Consider the following 15,816-nt stretch of genomic DNA (forward strand, 5'->3'; position numbering starts at 1 on the left):
CGAGCACGAAAAGGTCTGGCAGACCGACGATGCGGCGGTGACCGAGATCGGCACACTGTTCGCCGGGGCGCCGCGGTTCAGCGTCCATCGACAACCGGACGCCGCGCACAACATCAGCCTCAGCCACGCCGCCCCCGACTACCACTCGAAAGTTCTTGATTTCGTGCGGGAATGCGTGCCTGAACGTGTGACGAACACCGAATCCGATCTGGAGGCCGGTTGATGCACGTCGGGTTCATCGGGTTGGGCAGTCAGGGCGGGCCCATGGCACGTCGGATCGTCGAGGAAGGCTACCCCACCACATTGTGGGCGCGCCGGCCGGAAGCCCTTGAGCCGTTCGCCGATACCGCGGCGCAGACCGCGGCATCGGTGGCCGAACTCGCCGCAGCCAGCGATCTGGTCTGCCTCTGCGTGGTCGGCGATGCCGACGTCGACGAACTCGCTTGCGGCCAACACGGATTGCTGTCGGCGATGAAGCCCGGCAGTGTCATCGCCGTACACAGCACGGTGCATCCGAACACCTGCCGAGAGCTTGCGAAGAAGGCTGTCTCTGCGGGTATTTCGGTCATCGACGCGCCGGTGAGCGGAGGGGGTGGGGCGGCCGCCGAACGCCGGCTGCTGGTGATGGTCGGCGGCGACACCGCCATTGTCGAGCGCTGCCGTCCGGTCTTCGAAACCTATGCCGATCCCGTGGTCCACCTCGGCGAGCTGGGTTCCGGACAGACCACCAAGCTGCTCAACAATTTGTTGTTCACCGCCAACCTGGCCACGGCGGCCAGCGCCCTGTCACTGGCCGGCGCGCTGGGCGTCGAGCCGGAACGTCTGACCGAGGTGGTCTCGCGCAGCAGTGGAAACAGCTTTGCGCTCAATGCCCTTGGCGGTATCGGCGGCCTGGACCGGCTGGCCGGTGTTGCCGGAGGGTTGCTGCAAAAGGATGTCCGCCTGGTGGTCGACCTTGCCGACCACGCCGGGGCCAGCGGCGGGGCGGTGCTCGATGCGGCCGACGCGGCGCTGGCCCTGATGGATCATCCTCGATGAGGGTCCGGTGAGAGTCGGATTCATCGGTGCGGGGCGGATGGGCCGCCCCATGGTGGGTCGTCTGGTCGCAGCCGGTCACGACATCCGAGTCCTGGGCCGGACCGACGAAAAGCGCAGCGACGTCGAGCAACTGGGCGCGCGGGCTGTCAGCAATGCGGTGGATGCCGCTGCAAACGCCGACGCGGTGGTGCTGTGTGTGTTCACCGACGCACAGGTGCGGGAGATCTGCTTGGCCGACGGATTGCTCTCCGCGATGCGGGCCGGTTCGACGTTGGTGGTGCACACCACCGCGAACCCGGACACCATCGCGGCAATTGCTCAGCACGCCAACGGCATTGACGTCATCGACGCTGCGGTCAGCGGAGGCCCGCACGACATCGCGGCAGGCCGGCTCACGGTGTTCGTGGGTGGCGCCGACCGCGCTGTCGACCGAGTGCGACCGCTGCTGGATTGCTATGCGGATCCCATGCTGCACGTCGGGCCGGCCGGTGCCGGCCAGACGGTGAAGCTGGTCAATAACGCACTGTTCGCGGCGCAGATCGGGCTACTGGCCGAGTCAATGAGGCTCGGCGAGCGGCTCGGTGTGCCGGAATCGACGTTGTTGACCGCTCTGGTGCACGGCAGCGCGACCAGTCGCGTGCTGAACCTGGCCGCAGCGGGCGGTTCCATCGCATCGTTCATCGAAAGGACCGGTGAGTTCGTGGCCAAGGACGTGGCGGTGGTCCGGGGCATAGCGGCAGAACTCGACACCAATCTCGGCGCGCTGGACGACGCCATCGAGGCCATCGGCGCGGTGCGTCAAATGACCCGAGATTCATGATCCGACCAGTACCGGTCGCGTAGCAGGCGCTTGTACAGCTTGCCGTTTGGATCGCGTGGCAGTTCGTCGACGAAATCGACGCTGCGCGGACATTTGTATGTCGCTAATTGCGGGCGGCAGTAGTCGATCAGTTGTGCGGCCAATCGGTCGTTCGGCTCCACGCGATCGACGAGTTGCACAACGGCTTTGACGGCTTCACCCATATCGTCGTCAGGCACACCGATGACCGCCACATCCGCGACCAGTGGGTGGGTGATGAGCACGTTCTCTATTTCTTGTGGGTAGATGTTCACCCCGCCGGAAATGATCATGCGCGCAACACGATCTGTGAGGTAAAGATATCCGTCGGCATCGACACCCGACGCCCCCTAGCGCGACCCTTCGTCCAGCGACTTTTGTTGACGGCCCCGTCAACTCTGTCGAGTCTGCGCAGACCCGAAACCGGTACGACAACGATGGAGCTGGAATTGCGGCGTTTTGGTCTTTCCGGTTCGTCACGAAGGTATTACCGTTAGCGTTACAGTCAGTGACTCCGCTGTAAAGGTTTCAGCCCAACCTCGCCGTTGAGGAGGATGCAGTGACAAAAGCGAAGGTCGTCTTCGATCCGTACTCCGAGGACTACTTCAACAACCCGTTCGACATCTATCGGCGGATGCGCGAGGAAACGCCACTGTATTACGACGAGAAAGAGGACTTTTACGCCCTGACCCGCCATGAAGACGTGTCGGCCGCGTTCAAGGACTTCGAGACGTATTCGTCGGCCCGCGGCTGCGACCTGGCCATGGTGCGCCGGGGCATATCCCCCGAGCAGAAGTCGATCATTTTCATGGATCCGCCTGAACACCGCCATATGCGCAGCCTGCTCAACAAGGCCTTCACTCCCCGGGCGATTCAATCGCAGCGCGAGACGATCATCGAGGTGATCGACAAGTATCTGGGCGCCGTCGACTCGGACAACTTCGACGTAGTGCAGGACTTTTCCGGTCCGTTCCCGGTGGAGGTCATCACCCGGATGGCCGGTGTGCCGGAGGAATACCGGCAGCAAGTCCGGCACTGGATCGACACCAGCCTGCATCACGAACCTGGGCAGATCGAGGTCAGTGAAGCCGGCTTGCAGGCCAACATCGACACGGCGATGTACTACTTCAGCCTGGTCCAAGAGCGGCGCCAGGAGCCGCAGGACGACATGATCAGCCGGCTGATCGCGGCCGAGATCCCCGGCGAAGACGGCGAGTTGCGCAAGCTCGACGACATCGAGATCTGCGGGTTCGCAACCCTTCTGGGCGGCGCGGGTGCCGAGACCGTCACCAAACTGATGGGCAACGCGGCGGTCATCTTCGCCAATCACCCCGACCAGTGGCAGAAGTTGCAGGAGGATCGCGACAAGATCCCCGGCGCGGTCGAGGAACTACTGCGGTACGAGGGTCCGGTGCAGTACAACGTCCGCTACACCCTCAAAGAGGCGCACGTCAGTGGCGGCGTCATCCCGCCGGGCAAACCGGTATTCCTCTGCGGCGCCGCGGCAAACCGCGACCCGGACGCGTTCACCGACGCCGACACATTCGACATCGAGCGTGACCAGACCGAGGCGCAGCACCTCGGACTCGGGTACGGGATTCACAGTTGTCTGGGTGCCGCGCTGGCCCGGCTGGAAAGCAGGATCGCGCTGGAGCGACTGCTCGACTTCATGCCGCGCTACGAGGTCGACTGGGCTGGGTGCAAGCGGGTCAACATGCAAAACGTGGCGGGCTGGAAGAACGTGCCCGTCAAGGTACTTCGATAAAAGGGGCCACGATGACGAAGAAAATCGAAGTCGACTGGGGGCTCTGCGAGAGCAACGGCGTCTGCATGGGGATCAACCCCGACATCTTCGAACTCGGCGACGACGACATGCTGACGGTGCATCAGGAAGAAGTCACCCCGGAGAACGAGGCGGACGTGCGCGAGGCCGTCCGTCAATGCCCGCGGCAGGCAATCTCCATCGTCGGAGAGTAACTGCGATCAGAATCCCGAGAGGATGACCGCGTTGCAGTCGGCCGCTTCTTGCCGCAGTTTCGCCGCCTTCTGGTAGCCCTCGGACTCGTACCACTCCCGGGCCGCATCCACCGACTCGAATTCCAATACGACGGTCTGGTCGCCATGCCAGTCGCCTTCAATGACATTGGGCGCGGTGTCCACCGCAAGGATGGTGGCACCACTCATCGCTGACCCGGCAGCTTGGGCATAAGCCTTCATGCCTTCCGGATCTTTGATCTTCTCGGTCAGGATGACATATCCTTTTGGCCCGTTAGCCACTGAAGAATCTCCCTATTCGCCGGTGTATTTGGTTACTTCTCGCTGATCGCCTGCTCGGGACAGCACTGGATGGCCTCGTGGGCGGCCGACTCCAATTCCGTTGGGACATCGGAATCTATTGCCTCGGCATAACCGTCGTCGGTGAGGCTGAACACGTCGGGGCACAGCGTGAGACACATGCCGTGACCGCGACACCGTTGATCGTCTACCCAAACCTTCATGTCGGCGTGAACTCCAGGTGTAGTTCGGTCAGGCCACGCAGGATGTAGGTCGGAACATAGTGGTAGCGGCGGTCATTCGCCGGTCCGTGAATGTCCTCGTTGATCCTGATGTCAGTGGTGCGGTCGAGCAGCCGCTCGATTGCCACCCGGGTTTCGGCGCGGGCCAGCGGCGCACCCGGGCAGCTGTGAATTCCGCGTCCGAACGAGATGTGCTGGCGCGCGTTCTTGCGGGCCGGGTCGAACGTGCTGGGGTCTTCGAAGCGGCGGGGATCGCGGTTGGCGGCGGCCTGCACGATCATCACGGTGGTGCCGGCGGGCAGGTCGACCCCGCCGACGTTGACCGGCCTGCGGTTCAACCGGAAGTCGCCCTTGACCGGGCTCTCGTGGCGCAGCGACTCCTCAATGAAGTTGGGGATCAGGCTGCGGTCCCTGCGCAGCTGCGCCTGGATGTCGGGGCGCTCTCCCAGCGTCTGCACGGCCGCACCCAGCAGACGCACGGTGGTCTCCTGACCCGCCGAGAAGACGTTGCTGGCGACGCGCGCCACGTCCTCGACGTCGGGAGTCGAACCGTCGGGGTAGGTGGCGGTGGCCAGGCCGGTCAGCACGTCGTCGCGGGGCGCCTTGCGGCGGTCCCGGACATAGTCGGAGAAAAGACCGTAGAGGAATTCCAGCGGGCTGTGGGCCAGGGATCCCTTGGTGCCTCCAACGCCGCCGCCGGCATGCTCGGCGATGCCCTTGACGAACTTGTCGCGGTCCTCCATCGGCACGCCCAGCAGGTCGGCGATGACCAGTAGGGTGAACGGGCTCGCGAAGCCTTTGATCCATTCGCCGTGCCCCGGCGCGAGAAAGTCGTCGAGCACCTGGTCTGCCAGCACCCACATGGCGTCCTCGTTCTCCTTGAGGCGCTTAGGGGTGATCAGCCGCATCATCAGCGAGCGGTGGTTGGTGTGCGTCGGCGGGTCGAGGGTGGGCAGCTGGTCGCTGAACGGCAGCTCGTCGCGATGTTCTTCGATCAGCTCGGTGATGTCCGTGTCCCCCAAACCCTCCAGGGATACCGGGAATCCCGGGAACGGTCCGGTCACCGAGATGCACGACGACCATGTCTCCGCGTCGTTCAACACCGCGCAGGCCTCGTCCCAGCCCGTCACCATGGTGACGCCGTGGTGCTTTTCCGGAGTCACCGGGCATTTCTGCCGCAGCGCCTCGTAGTACGGGTACGGGTCGCCGATCAGCTCGCTGCCGCGGAAGAAGTCCAGCTCGGTGATGTCGTCTGCCATCTTCTGCTCCTTGAATCTCGGCAAGTGAGAACGCGCCTCTCGCAGATGAGTATTACATTTCCATATGGCATGGTGGCAGTCAACGAGCGGGCCCTCGCACGCCGTAAAGCGCGCGTCGGAGATGCGCAGCCTATAAGGTCGCGGCGCTCAACTGGCGGGAATCAGATCAGCGGCGACCGATGGCCACGCCAGCAGCCCGCTACGGAACGTCTCGACGTGACCGATCGGGGCATCAGGCGCCGCCGCGGCCGTCAGGGCCTGGGCCTTGAATGTGCGCGCGGCCATGCTCAGCTGGTGCTGCACCAGGCCGACACTGTCGTCGAGCTCCGACGGCCAGTTCTCCCCCCACAGCGTGACCTCGGTGACGCCCTGATCGAGGGCATGCAGCACGCCCTGACGCACCCTCGAGTCACACCCGAACAGGTCTGCCGCGGCCGCCAGGGCCTGCGGACGGGGCCGCGATTGCACCGACGCCAGAGCCTCTTCGAGGTCGAGCACCTGGGCGCCGACGATCTGCAACGGCCGGTCGTCGGGGTGGTCGGCGACCAGCACGGTGACGTCCCACCCGGCCATCGACCGGTCGAAGATCCAGCCGCCGGCGAACCTCACCACGTCGACGACGGTGGCGGTGACGACGTCGAGCCGGTATCTCATGCCGTCACGGATTTCTTCGGTGGCGCGAAGTCGCGCGCCAGTGTCTCGGCGTACTGCTTGAACACCTCGGTTAGCGGTATCGAAGGATCGAGTAACCATGTGGTTTCCATTCCGTGGACGAAGGCGAGGATTTCTACTGCCTTGACGGCGGGGTCTATGTCTTCGCGATACCGGCCATCTGCCTGACCACGCCGGATGAGATCGGCGACGATGTCGGTCGCGGCCCGGTGCCTGGCCAGCATCCGGTCGTGCAGCGGAGCGTCGGGAAGGATGTTTTCGACCAGCAGCACCGTGAATGTGCCCACCAGCTCGGGAGCCCGATGAAATCGGTCCGCGACCGCGGCGATCTGGTCGAACAGGTCGCCGGTCCGGTCGGCATGGGTGTCGTCGTCGAGGTCACGAGCATCCAGCACGGCATGCAGCAACTGCTCCTTGGATTCGAAGTGGTGCAGCAGCCCCGCGGGCGTCACCCCAGCCTCGCCGGCGATCTGGGCGAGCGTGGTGCTACGCCAGCCGTTGCGGGTGAGCAGGCGTTGCGCGACGCCGAGGATCCGCTGCTTGCGGTCCTCGCCCTTGGCGAGAAGCGTGTCGTATCGCCGTGCGACGGGCACCCAAAACTCCTCGAAAACCACCGGTACCGAAACCGGAAAACCAACCTAGTGAACACACAGTAGGTTAGTTTGGCCGCTGTGACAAGGGTCACGCGGTGCCGGTTTTTTCTCTGTGCGTCAGGCCGCCGGCGTTAGCTCACCAGCTCAACGAGCGTGGCGTTGGCGGTGCCGCCGCCCTCGCACATGGTCTGCAGCCCGTACCGAATCCCGTTGTCGCGCATGTGGTGTGCCATGCGCGTCATCAGTACCGCCCCGGAGGCGCCCAGCGGGTGTCCCAGCGCGATGGCGCCGCCCAGCGGATTCATCCGCTGCAGGTCCGCCCCGGTTTCCGCCAGCCACGCGAGCGGCACCGGCGCGAACGCCTCGTTGACCTCGAAGACGCCCACGTCGGACAGAGCGACGCCGGCCTTGCTCAGCACCTTCTCGGTCGCCGGGATGGGGCCGGTGAGCATCAGCACCGGGTCCGCTCCGGTCACCGCGCCCGCCAGATACCGCACGATCGGGGTCAGACCCAACTCAACGGCCATCTCGGCGGTGGTCACCAGCAGTGCGGCCGCGCCGTCGGAAATCTGCGAGGAGTTGCCGGCATGAATCACGCCGTCCTCAGCGAAGGCCGGCTTGAGCGTGCCCAGCTTTTCGACGGTGCTAGCGCGCCGCACGCCCTCGTCGGCGGTGAGGACGTTGCTGTCGGCTCCGTCGACGAACACCGGCACGATTTGGCCGGTGAATGCGCCGCCGTCCTGAGCCGCGGCGGCCCGCTGGTGGGATTCGACCGAAAATTCGTCGAGCCGGGTGCGGGAGAATCCCCACTTCTTGGCGATCATCTCCGCCGACAAGCCCTGGTTGAAGGAGAAGTCGTCGTAACGGGCAAGGACTTTCGGCCCATAGGGCATGCCGGTTGCCCGCGCCGAACCGAGCGGAACGCGGCTCATGACCTCGACACCGCCGGCCACGACGACGTCCTGCTGGCCTGACATCACTGCGTGCACGGCGAAGTCGAGCGCCTGCTGGCTGGAGCCGCAGGCGCGGTTGACGGTTGTACCCGGAATGGTCTCGGGCCACCCGGCGGCCAGGACCGCGTAGCGGCCGATGTTGCTGGACTGGTCGCCCACCTGGGACACACAACCCCAGACCACGTCATCGATGACCTCGGGACCGATGCCGGTGCGTTCGACGAGTTCGTTGAGGACGACCGCGGACAGGTCGGCGGCATGCATGCCGGACAGTGCGCCGTTGCGCTTCCCCACCGGCGTCCGCACGGCCTCGACGATGACTGTTTCACGCATCCTTCTGCTCCCATCGATTCGTGCCCTCGCTCGCGCACTTGGAGCGAAGAAATCATGAAAAAAGTCGCTCTGGGTGCACGTTCGGCGAGAAACAAACCTACGTTAGACCTCAGTAGCTTCTCGGCAACTTCAGCACGTTGGCTCCCAGGAAGTTCAAGATCATCTCCTGGCTGACCGGCGCGATCTTCATCAACCGCGCCTCACGGAAGTAGCGCGTGATGTGGTACTCCTCGGCGTACCCCATGCCGCCGTGGGTCTGCAGCGCCCGGTCCGCGGCGGTGAAGCCGGCATCGGCGCAGAGATACTTTGCGGTATTGGCCTCGCGCCCACAGGGTTTGCCGTTGTCGTAGAGCCAGGTGGCCTTGCGCAGCATCAACTCGGCGGCGTCCAGCCGGGCCAGTGAATCGGCGAGCGGGAACTGCAGACCCTGGTTCATGCCGATGGGCCGGCCGAAGACTTCACGCTCGTTGCCGTACTTGACCGCCTTTTCCAGCGCCACCCGCCCGATGCCGAGAGCCTCGGCCGCGATCAGCATCCGTTCCGGGTTGAGGCCATCGAGGATGTACTGAAATCCCTTGCCTTCCTCGCCCACCCGGTCCTCGACCGGAACCTCGAGATTGTCGATGAACAGTTCATTGGAACTGACGGCGTTGCGGCCCATCTTGCGGATCGGGCGAATGTCGACGCGGCTGCGATCGAGATCGGTGAGGAACAGCGTCATCCCGTCGGTCTTCTTGGTGACCTCGTCGTAGCTTTGGGTGCGGGTCAGCAACAGAATCTTGTCCGATTCCATCGCCTTGGAGATCCAGACCTTGCGTCCGTTGACGATGTAGCGGTCGCCGTCGCGCTTGGCGAACGTGGTGATGCGTGAAGTATCAAGCCCGGCACCGGGTTCGGTGACGCCGAAGCAGACATGGACCTCGCCGGTCGCAACAGCCGGCAACGTGCGGGCCTTGAGTTCATCAGAGCCATGCACCACGACCGGCTGCATGCCGAAGATCGACAGGTGGATCGAGCTGGCGGCGTTCATGGCGCCGCCGGACTTGGCGACCTCCTCGAGCAAGATGGTCGCCTCGGTGATTCCGAGGCCATGCCCGCCGTATTGGGTTGGGATGGTCATTCCCAACCAGCCGCCATCGGCGATGGCCCGGTAGAACTCGGTCGGAAATTCGTGCGCCTGGTCTTTTTCCATCCAGTACTGGTCGTCGAATTTCCGCGCCAACTCCGCGACTGACCGACGGATCAGTTGCTGGTCATCGGTCAGCTCGAAGTTCATTCCGGCGCCGGACACTGCTCAATCTCCTTCGTTTCGAAATGCACCGGCTGTCGGTGCCGGCCCGCGGCGCCCGGCTTCGCCGCGCTTGCGACCGCCACGGGCGCACTTGCATTCCGGCGACGTGTAGTTCAGTCCTTGTTGCCGGTAAGGGCTTTCGCGTTGGCCGCGAAATCGGCGAAGGACGAGCCGCTCCGGTTGTCCTTTCCGTGGCCCTGGGCCTTAATGGACACATCGTGCCCCTCGGCGGCTTTGCGCAGCGCACCGACGGTCGCCTGTTCGCGTGCAATGTGCGTGAATGGGTCGAACGAGTACCAGCGCATGGCGTTCTCGTATGTCATCTTGTTGATCTCGTCGTCGGGAACGTTGTTGATGGACAAGACATCCCACAGCTCTTCCGGCGCACCCGGCCACATCGAGTCACTGTGCGGGTAGTCGGCTTCCCAGCAGATGTTGTCGATGCCGATCATGTTGCGCAGCGCCACGCCGACCTTGTCGCTGATGAAACAGGTCAGGAAGTGGTCGCGGAAGACCTCGCTGGGCAGCTTGCCCTTGAAGTCTTGGTGCGTCCAGGCGGAGTGCATCTCGAAGGTCCGGTCTGCGCGCTCCAGGAAGTAGGGAATCCAGCCGGTTCCGCCCTCGGACAGCGCGATTTTCAGGTCCGGGTACTCCTTGATGGGCCGCGACCACAACAGGTCGGCGGCGGCCTGGACGATGTTCATCGGCTGCAGCGTGATCATCACGTCCATCGGCGCGTCGGGTGCGGTAATGGCCAACCGCCCCGAGGAACCGATGTGCACGTTCATCACGGTGTCGGTGTCCACCAAGGCTTTCCACAGCGGGTTCCAGTACTCGTCGTGGAAGCTGGGATAGCCCATGGCGGCCGGGTTCTCGGTGAAAGTCAGCGCGTGCACACCCTTCTTGGATACCCGGCGTACCTCGGCGGCGCATGCCTCGGCGTCCCAGATCACCGGTATCGCCATCGGGATGAACCGCGCGGGGTATGCGCCGCACCATTCGTCGATGTGCCAGTCGTTGTAAGCCTGCACCAGCGCGATCGAGAAATCGTTGTCGTCGGTGGCGAACAGCCGCCCGGCGAAACCGGGGAAGGACGGGAAGCAGATCGAGGCCAGGATACCGCCGGCGTTCATGTCCTTGACCCGCTCGTCCACGTTGTAACAACCCGGACGAATCTCGTCGAGCCCCGTCGGCTCGATGCCGTACTCTTCCTTCGGCCGCCCGGCCACCGCATTGAGCGCCACGTTGGGGATGACGGTGTCGCGGAACTTCCACATGTCCGAACCATCGGCGTTGTGCACCAGCCGGGGCGCGTCGTCCTGATACTTCTTCGCCAGGTGGTTCTTGAACATGTCCGGCGGCTCGACAGTGTGGTCGTCGACACTGATCAGAATCATGTCTTCTTTGTTCATGGCCGTCCCTTCCATCGGATCCACCGGATCGATTACAGCCTCGGCGAATCACTGTCCCGTGCCAAGATCATTAAAATGAAAACTATCTTCTCGCCAGGCGAGAATCAACATCCAGCGGTTGCTGAAGCGGTTGACACCGGGCTGACCAGGGGCCGAACCCACAGGCAAAGCGCCCCGCGCCGGGCGGCAATGCGATGAGGTAGGACCCGGCGTGGCAGATCGGGCGACGGCCGCCGCCGGCGGGATCGGCGGTAGCCGGCCATCTCGGCAACCGGATGAGCCAAACAGTGTCCGGACTTGCGTTGGACCGGTAGGCCGGCATTGACCAGGGGCGCGTTTCGTGCAACTCTGTTGGTTAGAAATGAGAATCTGATTCTCCTTGACCGAGAGGTGGTCGAGGGCACGCCGAGAGGAGACAGCGCATGCGTCTGCAGCCGCTCCCCGCCGATCAGTGGGACGAGGCTACCCAGCAGGCGCTCTCGGCAATGCGTGGAGCGGACACCAACAACGCGCTTTCCACGCTGGCTCACCACCCGGCGTTGGCCAAGGCGTTTCTCCGATTCAATGTCCACCTGTTGACGTCGTCCACGCTGCCGGCCCGCATCCGGGAACTGGCCATCCTCCGGGTGGCGCACCGGCGCCAGGGCGCGTACGAGTGGTCGCACCACGTCAGAATGGCCAGGGACGAAGGGATCACCGACGAGCAAATCGACGCGGTCACAAGGGGCGAAGCCGCCGACCCGTTCGACCGCGCGGTGATCACCGCGGTCGACGAACTCGAAGAGAAGTCACAGTTGTCCGACGAGACCTGGGCTGCACTCGGCGAGCGCCTCAACGACCAGCAGCGCATGGACTTCATCTTCACGGTCGGCTGCTACGCGACGCTGGCCATGGCTTTCAACACTTTTGGCGTAGAGCTCGAAAACGCCGATCAGCACTGACAAGAGAGGTAAGAACATTGCCCCACTTCCCTAAGCCGGCGGCCGGCAGCTGGACAGAAAACTACCCCGAACTGGGCACCGCACCCGTCGACTACACAGACTCCATCGATCCCGCCTTCTTCGAAGCCGAGCGCGAAGCGATCTTCAGAAAGCAGTGGCTCAACGTCGGCCGGATCAACCGCCTGCCACGCACCGGCAGCTACTTCACCCGGGAGCTACCCTCGGCCGGCAAGGGCACGTCGGTGATCATCGTCAAGACCAAGGACGGCTCGATCAAGGCGTACCACAACGTCTGCCGGCACCGCGGAAACAAGTTGGTGTGGAACGACTTTCCCAATGAGGAGACCTCCGGCACCTGCCGGCAGTTCACCTGCAAGTACCACGCCTGGCGATACAGTCTGGACGGCGACCTCACCTTCGTCCAGCAGGAAGAAGAATTCTTCGACCTCGACAAGAGCAACTACGGTCTGGCGGCTGTGCGCTGCGAGGTGTGGGAAGGCTTCATCTTCATCAACTTCGACAACAACGCGGCACCGCTGATCGACTACCTCGGACCGCTGGCCAAGAGCATCGAGGGCTACCCCTTCGGCGAGATGACGGAGACCTACTCCTACCGGGCCGAGGTCGGCAGCAACTGGAAGCTGTTCATCGACGCGTTCGTCGAGTTCTATCACGCGCCGATCCTGCACCAGGGGCAGTACACCAAGGAAGAAGCCGCCAAGATCCAGAAGTTCGGGTACGAGGCGTTGCACTACGAGTTGGCCGGCCCGCACAACCTGCAGTCGACCTGGGGTGGTCAGGCGCCTCCGCCGGACATGTCCATGGTCAAGCCGCTGGATCAGGTGCTGCGCAGCGGGTTGTTCGGTCCGTGGGACAAGCCGGAGATCATCGAAAACCTGGAATTGCCGCCGGGTGTCAACGTCAAGCGGGTGCCGCAGTGGGGCATCGACTCGTGGCTGTTCTACCCGAATTTCATGCTGCTGATCTGGGAGCCGGGCTGGTTTTTGACCTACCACTACTGGCCGACCGCGGTGGACAAGCACATCTTCGAATCCACGCTGTATTTCGTTCCGCCGCGCAACGCGCGGGAGCGCCTGGCCCAGGAATTGGCCGCGGTGACCTTCAAGGAGTACGCGCTGCAGGACGCGAACACCCTGGAAGCGACCCAGACCATGATCGGTACCCGGGCCGTCAAAGAGTTCCTGCTGTGCGACCAGGAAGTCTTGATCCGTCATCTGCACAAGACGACCGGTGACTACGTGAAGGAGTACCAGAACAATGGCGCTACCGTCTGAATTCGCGGCTCTGGAGCCGTATTTGGATTGGGACCTGGCCACCGAACCCGAGCGCTACGCCAAGCGGCTTGCCTCGACGATGGCCGAGATGCAGGCGTTCTACGACGTCGCGTTCCCGAAGCTGAACGACGTGATCGAGTACTGCGACAAGTTCCCGCTGGATGATCTGCCCGACGACGCGAAGAGCCTTATGCACATCATGCAGTCACTGGTGATGGTGTCGTTCCCGATCGAGGCATGGAAGCAACCGCGTGTCCCCGACAGCGGGGCGGCCTGGGTGGAGCTGACACACGAGCCGGTGATCTGACAGGTGTTGACGCTCAAGGCCGCCGGACTACTCGACGTCGACGCCGGTGAGATCGTTCGGCCCGGCATCGTGCGGATCGACGGCGACCGGATCGTCGGTGTCGGGGGTGATCCGGAAGGCGAGGTCATCGATCTGGGCGAGGCGATTCTGCTGCCTGGACTGATGGACATGGAGGTCAACCTGCTGATGGGCGGTCGTGGCGAGACGCCCGGCCTGTCTCAGGTGCAGGACGATCCGCCGACGCGGGTGCTGCGCGCAATCGGCAACGCCCGACGCACGCTGCGCGCCGGGTTCACCACGGTGCGCAACCTGGGCCTGTTCGTCAAGACCGGCGGCTACCTGCTCGACGTGGCGCTGGGCAAGGCCATCGACGCGGGGTGGGTCGACGGGCCCCGGATCGTCCCGGCCGGCCACGCGATTACACCCACCGGCGGGCACCTGGATCCGACGATGTTCGCCGCCTTCATGCCAGGCGCGCTGGAGCTCACTGTCGAAGAGGGCATTGCCAACGGCGTCGACGAGATCCGCAAGGCAGTGCGCTACCAGATCAAGCATGGCGCCCAATTGATCAAGGTCTGCGTTTCTGGCGGCGTGATGTCGTTAACGGGCGAGGCTGGCGCACAACATTATTCGGATGAGGAGCTGCGCGCGATCGTCGACGAGGCGCATCGGCGTGGGTTACGCGTCGCCGCGCACACCCACGGAGCCGAGGCGGTCAAACATGCGGTTGCATGCGGTATCGACTGCATCGAACACGGCTTCCTGATGGACGACGAGGCCATCCAGATGCTGGTCGACAACGACCGGTTCCTGGTGACCACCCGTAGGCTCGCCCAAGCGATGGACGTGTCCCGCGCTCCAAAGGAGTTACAGGACAAGGCCGCCGAGATGTTCCCGAAGGCGGAAACATCGATCAAGGCCGCCTACGACGCGGGTGTGAAAATCGCGGTCGGCACCGATGCCCCGGCAATCCCGCACGGCAAGAACGCCGATGAGCTTGTCACACTGGTCGAGTGGGGGATGCCGCCGCTGGCAGTGCTGAGGGCGGCTACCACCACCGCAGCCGAGCTGATCAACGTCACCGACCGGGGCCGACTGGCGCAAGGCCAGCTCGCCGATATCATCGCGGTGCCGGGAAACCCGTTGGAAGACATCACGGTTACTCAAAAAGTGAGCTTTGTGATGAAAGGCGGCAAGGTTTATGCCAACCAGAACTGACGACCTGGTCGAGATCCAGCAACTGCTCGCCCGCTACGCGGTGACCATCACCCAGGAGGACATCGATGGCCTCGTCGCTGTCTTCACCCCTGACGGGACCTACAGCGCGTTCGGTGAGACCTACAGCCTGAACCGATTTCCGGAATTGGTGGCCGCGGCACCGAAGGGCTTGTTTCTCACCGGAACCGCGGCGGTCGACCTCGACGGCGATGCGGCCACCGGCACTCAACCACTGTGTTTCATCGACCACGCCACTCACGACATGCGGATCGGCTACTACCGCGACACCTATCTGCGCACCGCGGACGGATGGCGGCTCAAGACCCGCGCCATGACCTTCATCCGCCGCAGCGGTGTGCACGACTCCGGGCGCCCGCACGCCATCGGGCGTCCCGCCGGCGACTCTGCGGCCCAAGCCGCGACGTAAGGAGCCGACCAATCGACAGTGCGGTGAATGTCGAGCAGTTCCGGACCGATTTGCGCGCCTGGCTCGACGACAACGATCTGACTCCCGGGCCCGACCACTCGCTGCAGGCCCATATGCAGCAGTTCGCCCGGGTGAGCCGCGCGCTCTACGATGCCGACTGGATGCGGTTCGGCTGGCCGGTCGAGGTCGGCGGTCTCGGTGGCCCCCCGCTGCTCCGCGCGATCGTCGGCGAGGAGGTCGTGGGTCGTCGCCTCGCCGAGCCCGGCCCCTATTCGATGCTCGAGGTGCTGGCACCCACCATGATCGATTACGCGCCGCCAGAGCTGGCCGCGGAGATGGTGCCGCGGCTGTTGAGCGGCGAAGAGCAATGGTGTCAAGGCTTTTCCGAACCGGGGTCGGGCAGTGACCTGGCTTCGCTGACCACTCGCGCGACGCAGCAAGGTGACAACTGGATCGTCAACGGGCAGAAAGTGTGGACCAGCTTCGCGCAGTTCTCGACGCGGTGCGTGCTGCTCACCCGTACCGCGCCCGGCCACGACGGAATCACCACGTCGTCGTAGTACACCTCGCAGAATTCGTCGACACCGTGCATCGTGCGCAGCGGCCGGATGGTGATGCCTGGCGTATCGAGGTCGACGAAGAAGGCGGTGATTCCGTCGTGGCCGGGCGCGGTACGGGTGAGCAGCACGCACCGCGTCGAGAACTGCGCGAAGCTGGTCCACA

General features: G+C 64.1%; 17 protein-coding genes and 4 pseudogenes. 11 read left to right on the forward strand and 10 right to left on the reverse strand.

Going from position 1 to position 15,816, the window contains the following annotated elements:
• The 3 genes and pseudogenes from A5625_RS27720 to A5625_RS27730 all read left to right on the forward strand — a co-directional run.
• A pseudogene (locus A5625_RS27720) lies at positions 1-223 on the forward strand (alpha/beta hydrolase); the annotation flags it as partial.
• The gene (locus tag A5625_RS27725; protein WP_067002107.1) at positions 223-1,038 is read left to right on the forward strand and encodes an NAD(P)-dependent oxidoreductase; all 816 of its coding nucleotides are present in this window, start codon (positions 223-225) and stop codon (positions 1,036-1,038) included. The pseudogene A5625_RS27720 and the gene A5625_RS27725, both read left to right, overlap by 1 nt.
• A gap of 7 nt (positions 1,039-1,045) precedes the next feature.
• Positions 1,046-1,858 carry an NAD(P)-dependent oxidoreductase gene (locus A5625_RS27730; protein ID WP_082984586.1) on the forward strand — a complete coding sequence of 271 codons (813 nt, stop codon included), beginning with the start codon at positions 1,046-1,048 and terminating at the stop codon, positions 1,856-1,858.
• Here A5625_RS27730 and A5625_RS27735 read toward each other — a convergent pair.
• Positions 1,837-2,214: pseudogene (locus tag A5625_RS27735) on the reverse strand (acyl-CoA synthetase); the annotation flags it as partial. The gene A5625_RS27730 and the pseudogene A5625_RS27735 overlap by 22 nt on opposite strands.
• Positions 2,215-2,435: 221 nt before the next feature.
• Between A5625_RS27735 and A5625_RS27740 the strand changes: the two are divergent.
• Both A5625_RS27740 and A5625_RS27745 read left to right on the forward strand, forming a co-directional pair.
• Complete coding sequence (locus A5625_RS27740; RefSeq protein ID WP_067002117.1) at positions 2,436-3,641, forward strand: cytochrome P450; 1,206 nt, start codon at positions 2,436-2,438, stop codon at positions 3,639-3,641.
• A gap of 11 nt (positions 3,642-3,652) precedes the next feature.
• Positions 3,653-3,853, forward strand: a complete 201-nt coding sequence (locus A5625_RS27745; protein WP_007777398.1) for a ferredoxin — start codon at positions 3,653-3,655, stop codon at positions 3,851-3,853.
• Between the two features lie 6 nt (positions 3,854-3,859).
• Here the strand turns inward: A5625_RS27745 and A5625_RS27750 are convergent, their stop codons facing one another.
• The 8 genes from A5625_RS27750 to A5625_RS27785 all read right to left on the reverse strand — a co-directional run bounded on the left by A5625_RS27750 (position 3,860) and on the right by A5625_RS27785 (position 10,905).
• A complete protein-coding gene (locus A5625_RS27750; RefSeq protein ID WP_067002120.1) occupies positions 3,860-4,153 on the reverse strand; it encodes a DUF1330 domain-containing protein in 294 nt (97 codons plus the stop codon).
• A 32-nt stretch (positions 4,154-4,185) separates the two neighbouring features.
• Positions 4,186-4,374, reverse strand: coding sequence for a ferredoxin (locus A5625_RS27755; protein ID WP_067002124.1), 189 nt, complete (start codon positions 4,372-4,374; stop codon positions 4,186-4,188).
• On the reverse strand, positions 4,371-5,651 hold the full coding sequence (locus A5625_RS27760; protein ID WP_067002127.1) for a cytochrome P450: 1,281 nt from the start codon (positions 5,649-5,651) through the stop codon (positions 4,371-4,373). Before A5625_RS27760 ends, A5625_RS27755 begins: the two co-directional genes overlap by 4 nt.
• A 147-nt stretch (positions 5,652-5,798) precedes the next feature.
• Positions 5,799-6,305 carry a hypothetical protein gene (locus tag A5625_RS27765; RefSeq protein WP_067002129.1) on the reverse strand — a complete coding sequence of 169 codons (507 nt, stop codon included), beginning with the start codon at positions 6,303-6,305 and terminating at the stop codon, positions 5,799-5,801.
• Positions 6,302-6,916, reverse strand: coding sequence for a TetR/AcrR family transcriptional regulator (locus A5625_RS27770; protein ID WP_067002153.1), 615 nt, complete (start codon positions 6,914-6,916; stop codon positions 6,302-6,304). Before A5625_RS27770 ends, A5625_RS27765 begins: the two co-directional genes overlap by 4 nt.
• A 131-nt stretch (positions 6,917-7,047) precedes the next feature.
• Entirely contained in the window at positions 7,048-8,202 is a 1,155-nt protein-coding gene (locus A5625_RS27775) for a thiolase family protein (protein ID WP_067002132.1), read from the reverse strand.
• A gap of 109 nt (positions 8,203-8,311) precedes the next feature.
• On the reverse strand, positions 8,312-9,478 hold the full coding sequence (locus A5625_RS27780) for an acyl-CoA dehydrogenase family protein (protein WP_067002135.1): 1,167 nt from the start codon (positions 9,476-9,478) through the stop codon (positions 8,312-8,314).
• A gap of 128 nt (positions 9,479-9,606) precedes the next feature.
• Positions 9,607-10,905: an amidohydrolase family protein gene (locus A5625_RS27785; protein WP_067002156.1), complete on the reverse strand. Its 1,299-nt coding sequence runs from the start codon at positions 10,903-10,905 to the stop codon at positions 9,607-9,609.
• 422 nt (positions 10,906-11,327) lie between these two features.
• Here A5625_RS27785 and A5625_RS27790 point away from each other — a divergent pair, with 422 nt between their 5' ends.
• The 6 genes and pseudogenes from A5625_RS27790 to A5625_RS27815 all read left to right on the forward strand — a co-directional run.
• A complete protein-coding gene (locus A5625_RS27790) occupies positions 11,328-11,846 on the forward strand; it encodes a carboxymuconolactone decarboxylase family protein (RefSeq protein ID WP_067002138.1) in 519 nt (172 codons plus the stop codon).
• Positions 11,847-11,863: 17 nt separating this feature from the next.
• Positions 11,864-13,141, forward strand: coding sequence for an aromatic ring-hydroxylating dioxygenase subunit alpha (locus A5625_RS27795; protein WP_067002141.1), 1,278 nt, complete (start codon positions 11,864-11,866; stop codon positions 13,139-13,141).
• On the forward strand, positions 13,125-13,448 hold the full coding sequence (locus A5625_RS27800) for a hypothetical protein (protein WP_067002144.1): 324 nt from the start codon (positions 13,125-13,127) through the stop codon (positions 13,446-13,448). Before A5625_RS27795 ends, A5625_RS27800 begins: the two co-directional genes overlap by 17 nt.
• A 3-nt stretch (positions 13,449-13,451) precedes the next feature.
• Positions 13,452-14,666 (forward strand): amidohydrolase family protein, encoded by a 1,215-nt coding sequence (locus tag A5625_RS27805; RefSeq protein ID WP_067002147.1) that lies wholly within the window; start codon positions 13,452-13,454, stop codon positions 14,664-14,666.
• A complete protein-coding gene (locus tag A5625_RS27810) occupies positions 14,650-15,093 on the forward strand; it encodes a nuclear transport factor 2 family protein (protein WP_067002150.1) in 444 nt (147 codons plus the stop codon). The genes A5625_RS27805 and A5625_RS27810 overlap by 17 nt, the downstream gene beginning before the upstream one ends.
• Before the next feature lie 23 nt (positions 15,094-15,116).
• Positions 15,117-15,641, forward strand: a pseudogene (locus A5625_RS27815) (acyl-CoA dehydrogenase family protein); the annotation flags it as partial.
• 59 nt (positions 15,642-15,700) lie between these two features.
• Here A5625_RS27815 and A5625_RS30840 read toward each other — a convergent pair.
• Positions 15,701-15,781, reverse strand: a pseudogene (locus A5625_RS30840) (hypothetical protein); the annotation flags it as partial.
• Positions 15,782-15,816 lie beyond the last annotated feature (35 nt).

Source organism: Mycobacterium sp. 1465703.0 (genome assembly GCF_001672975.1).
Taxonomy (GTDB): domain Bacteria; phylum Actinomycetota; class Actinomycetes; order Mycobacteriales; family Mycobacteriaceae; genus Mycobacterium.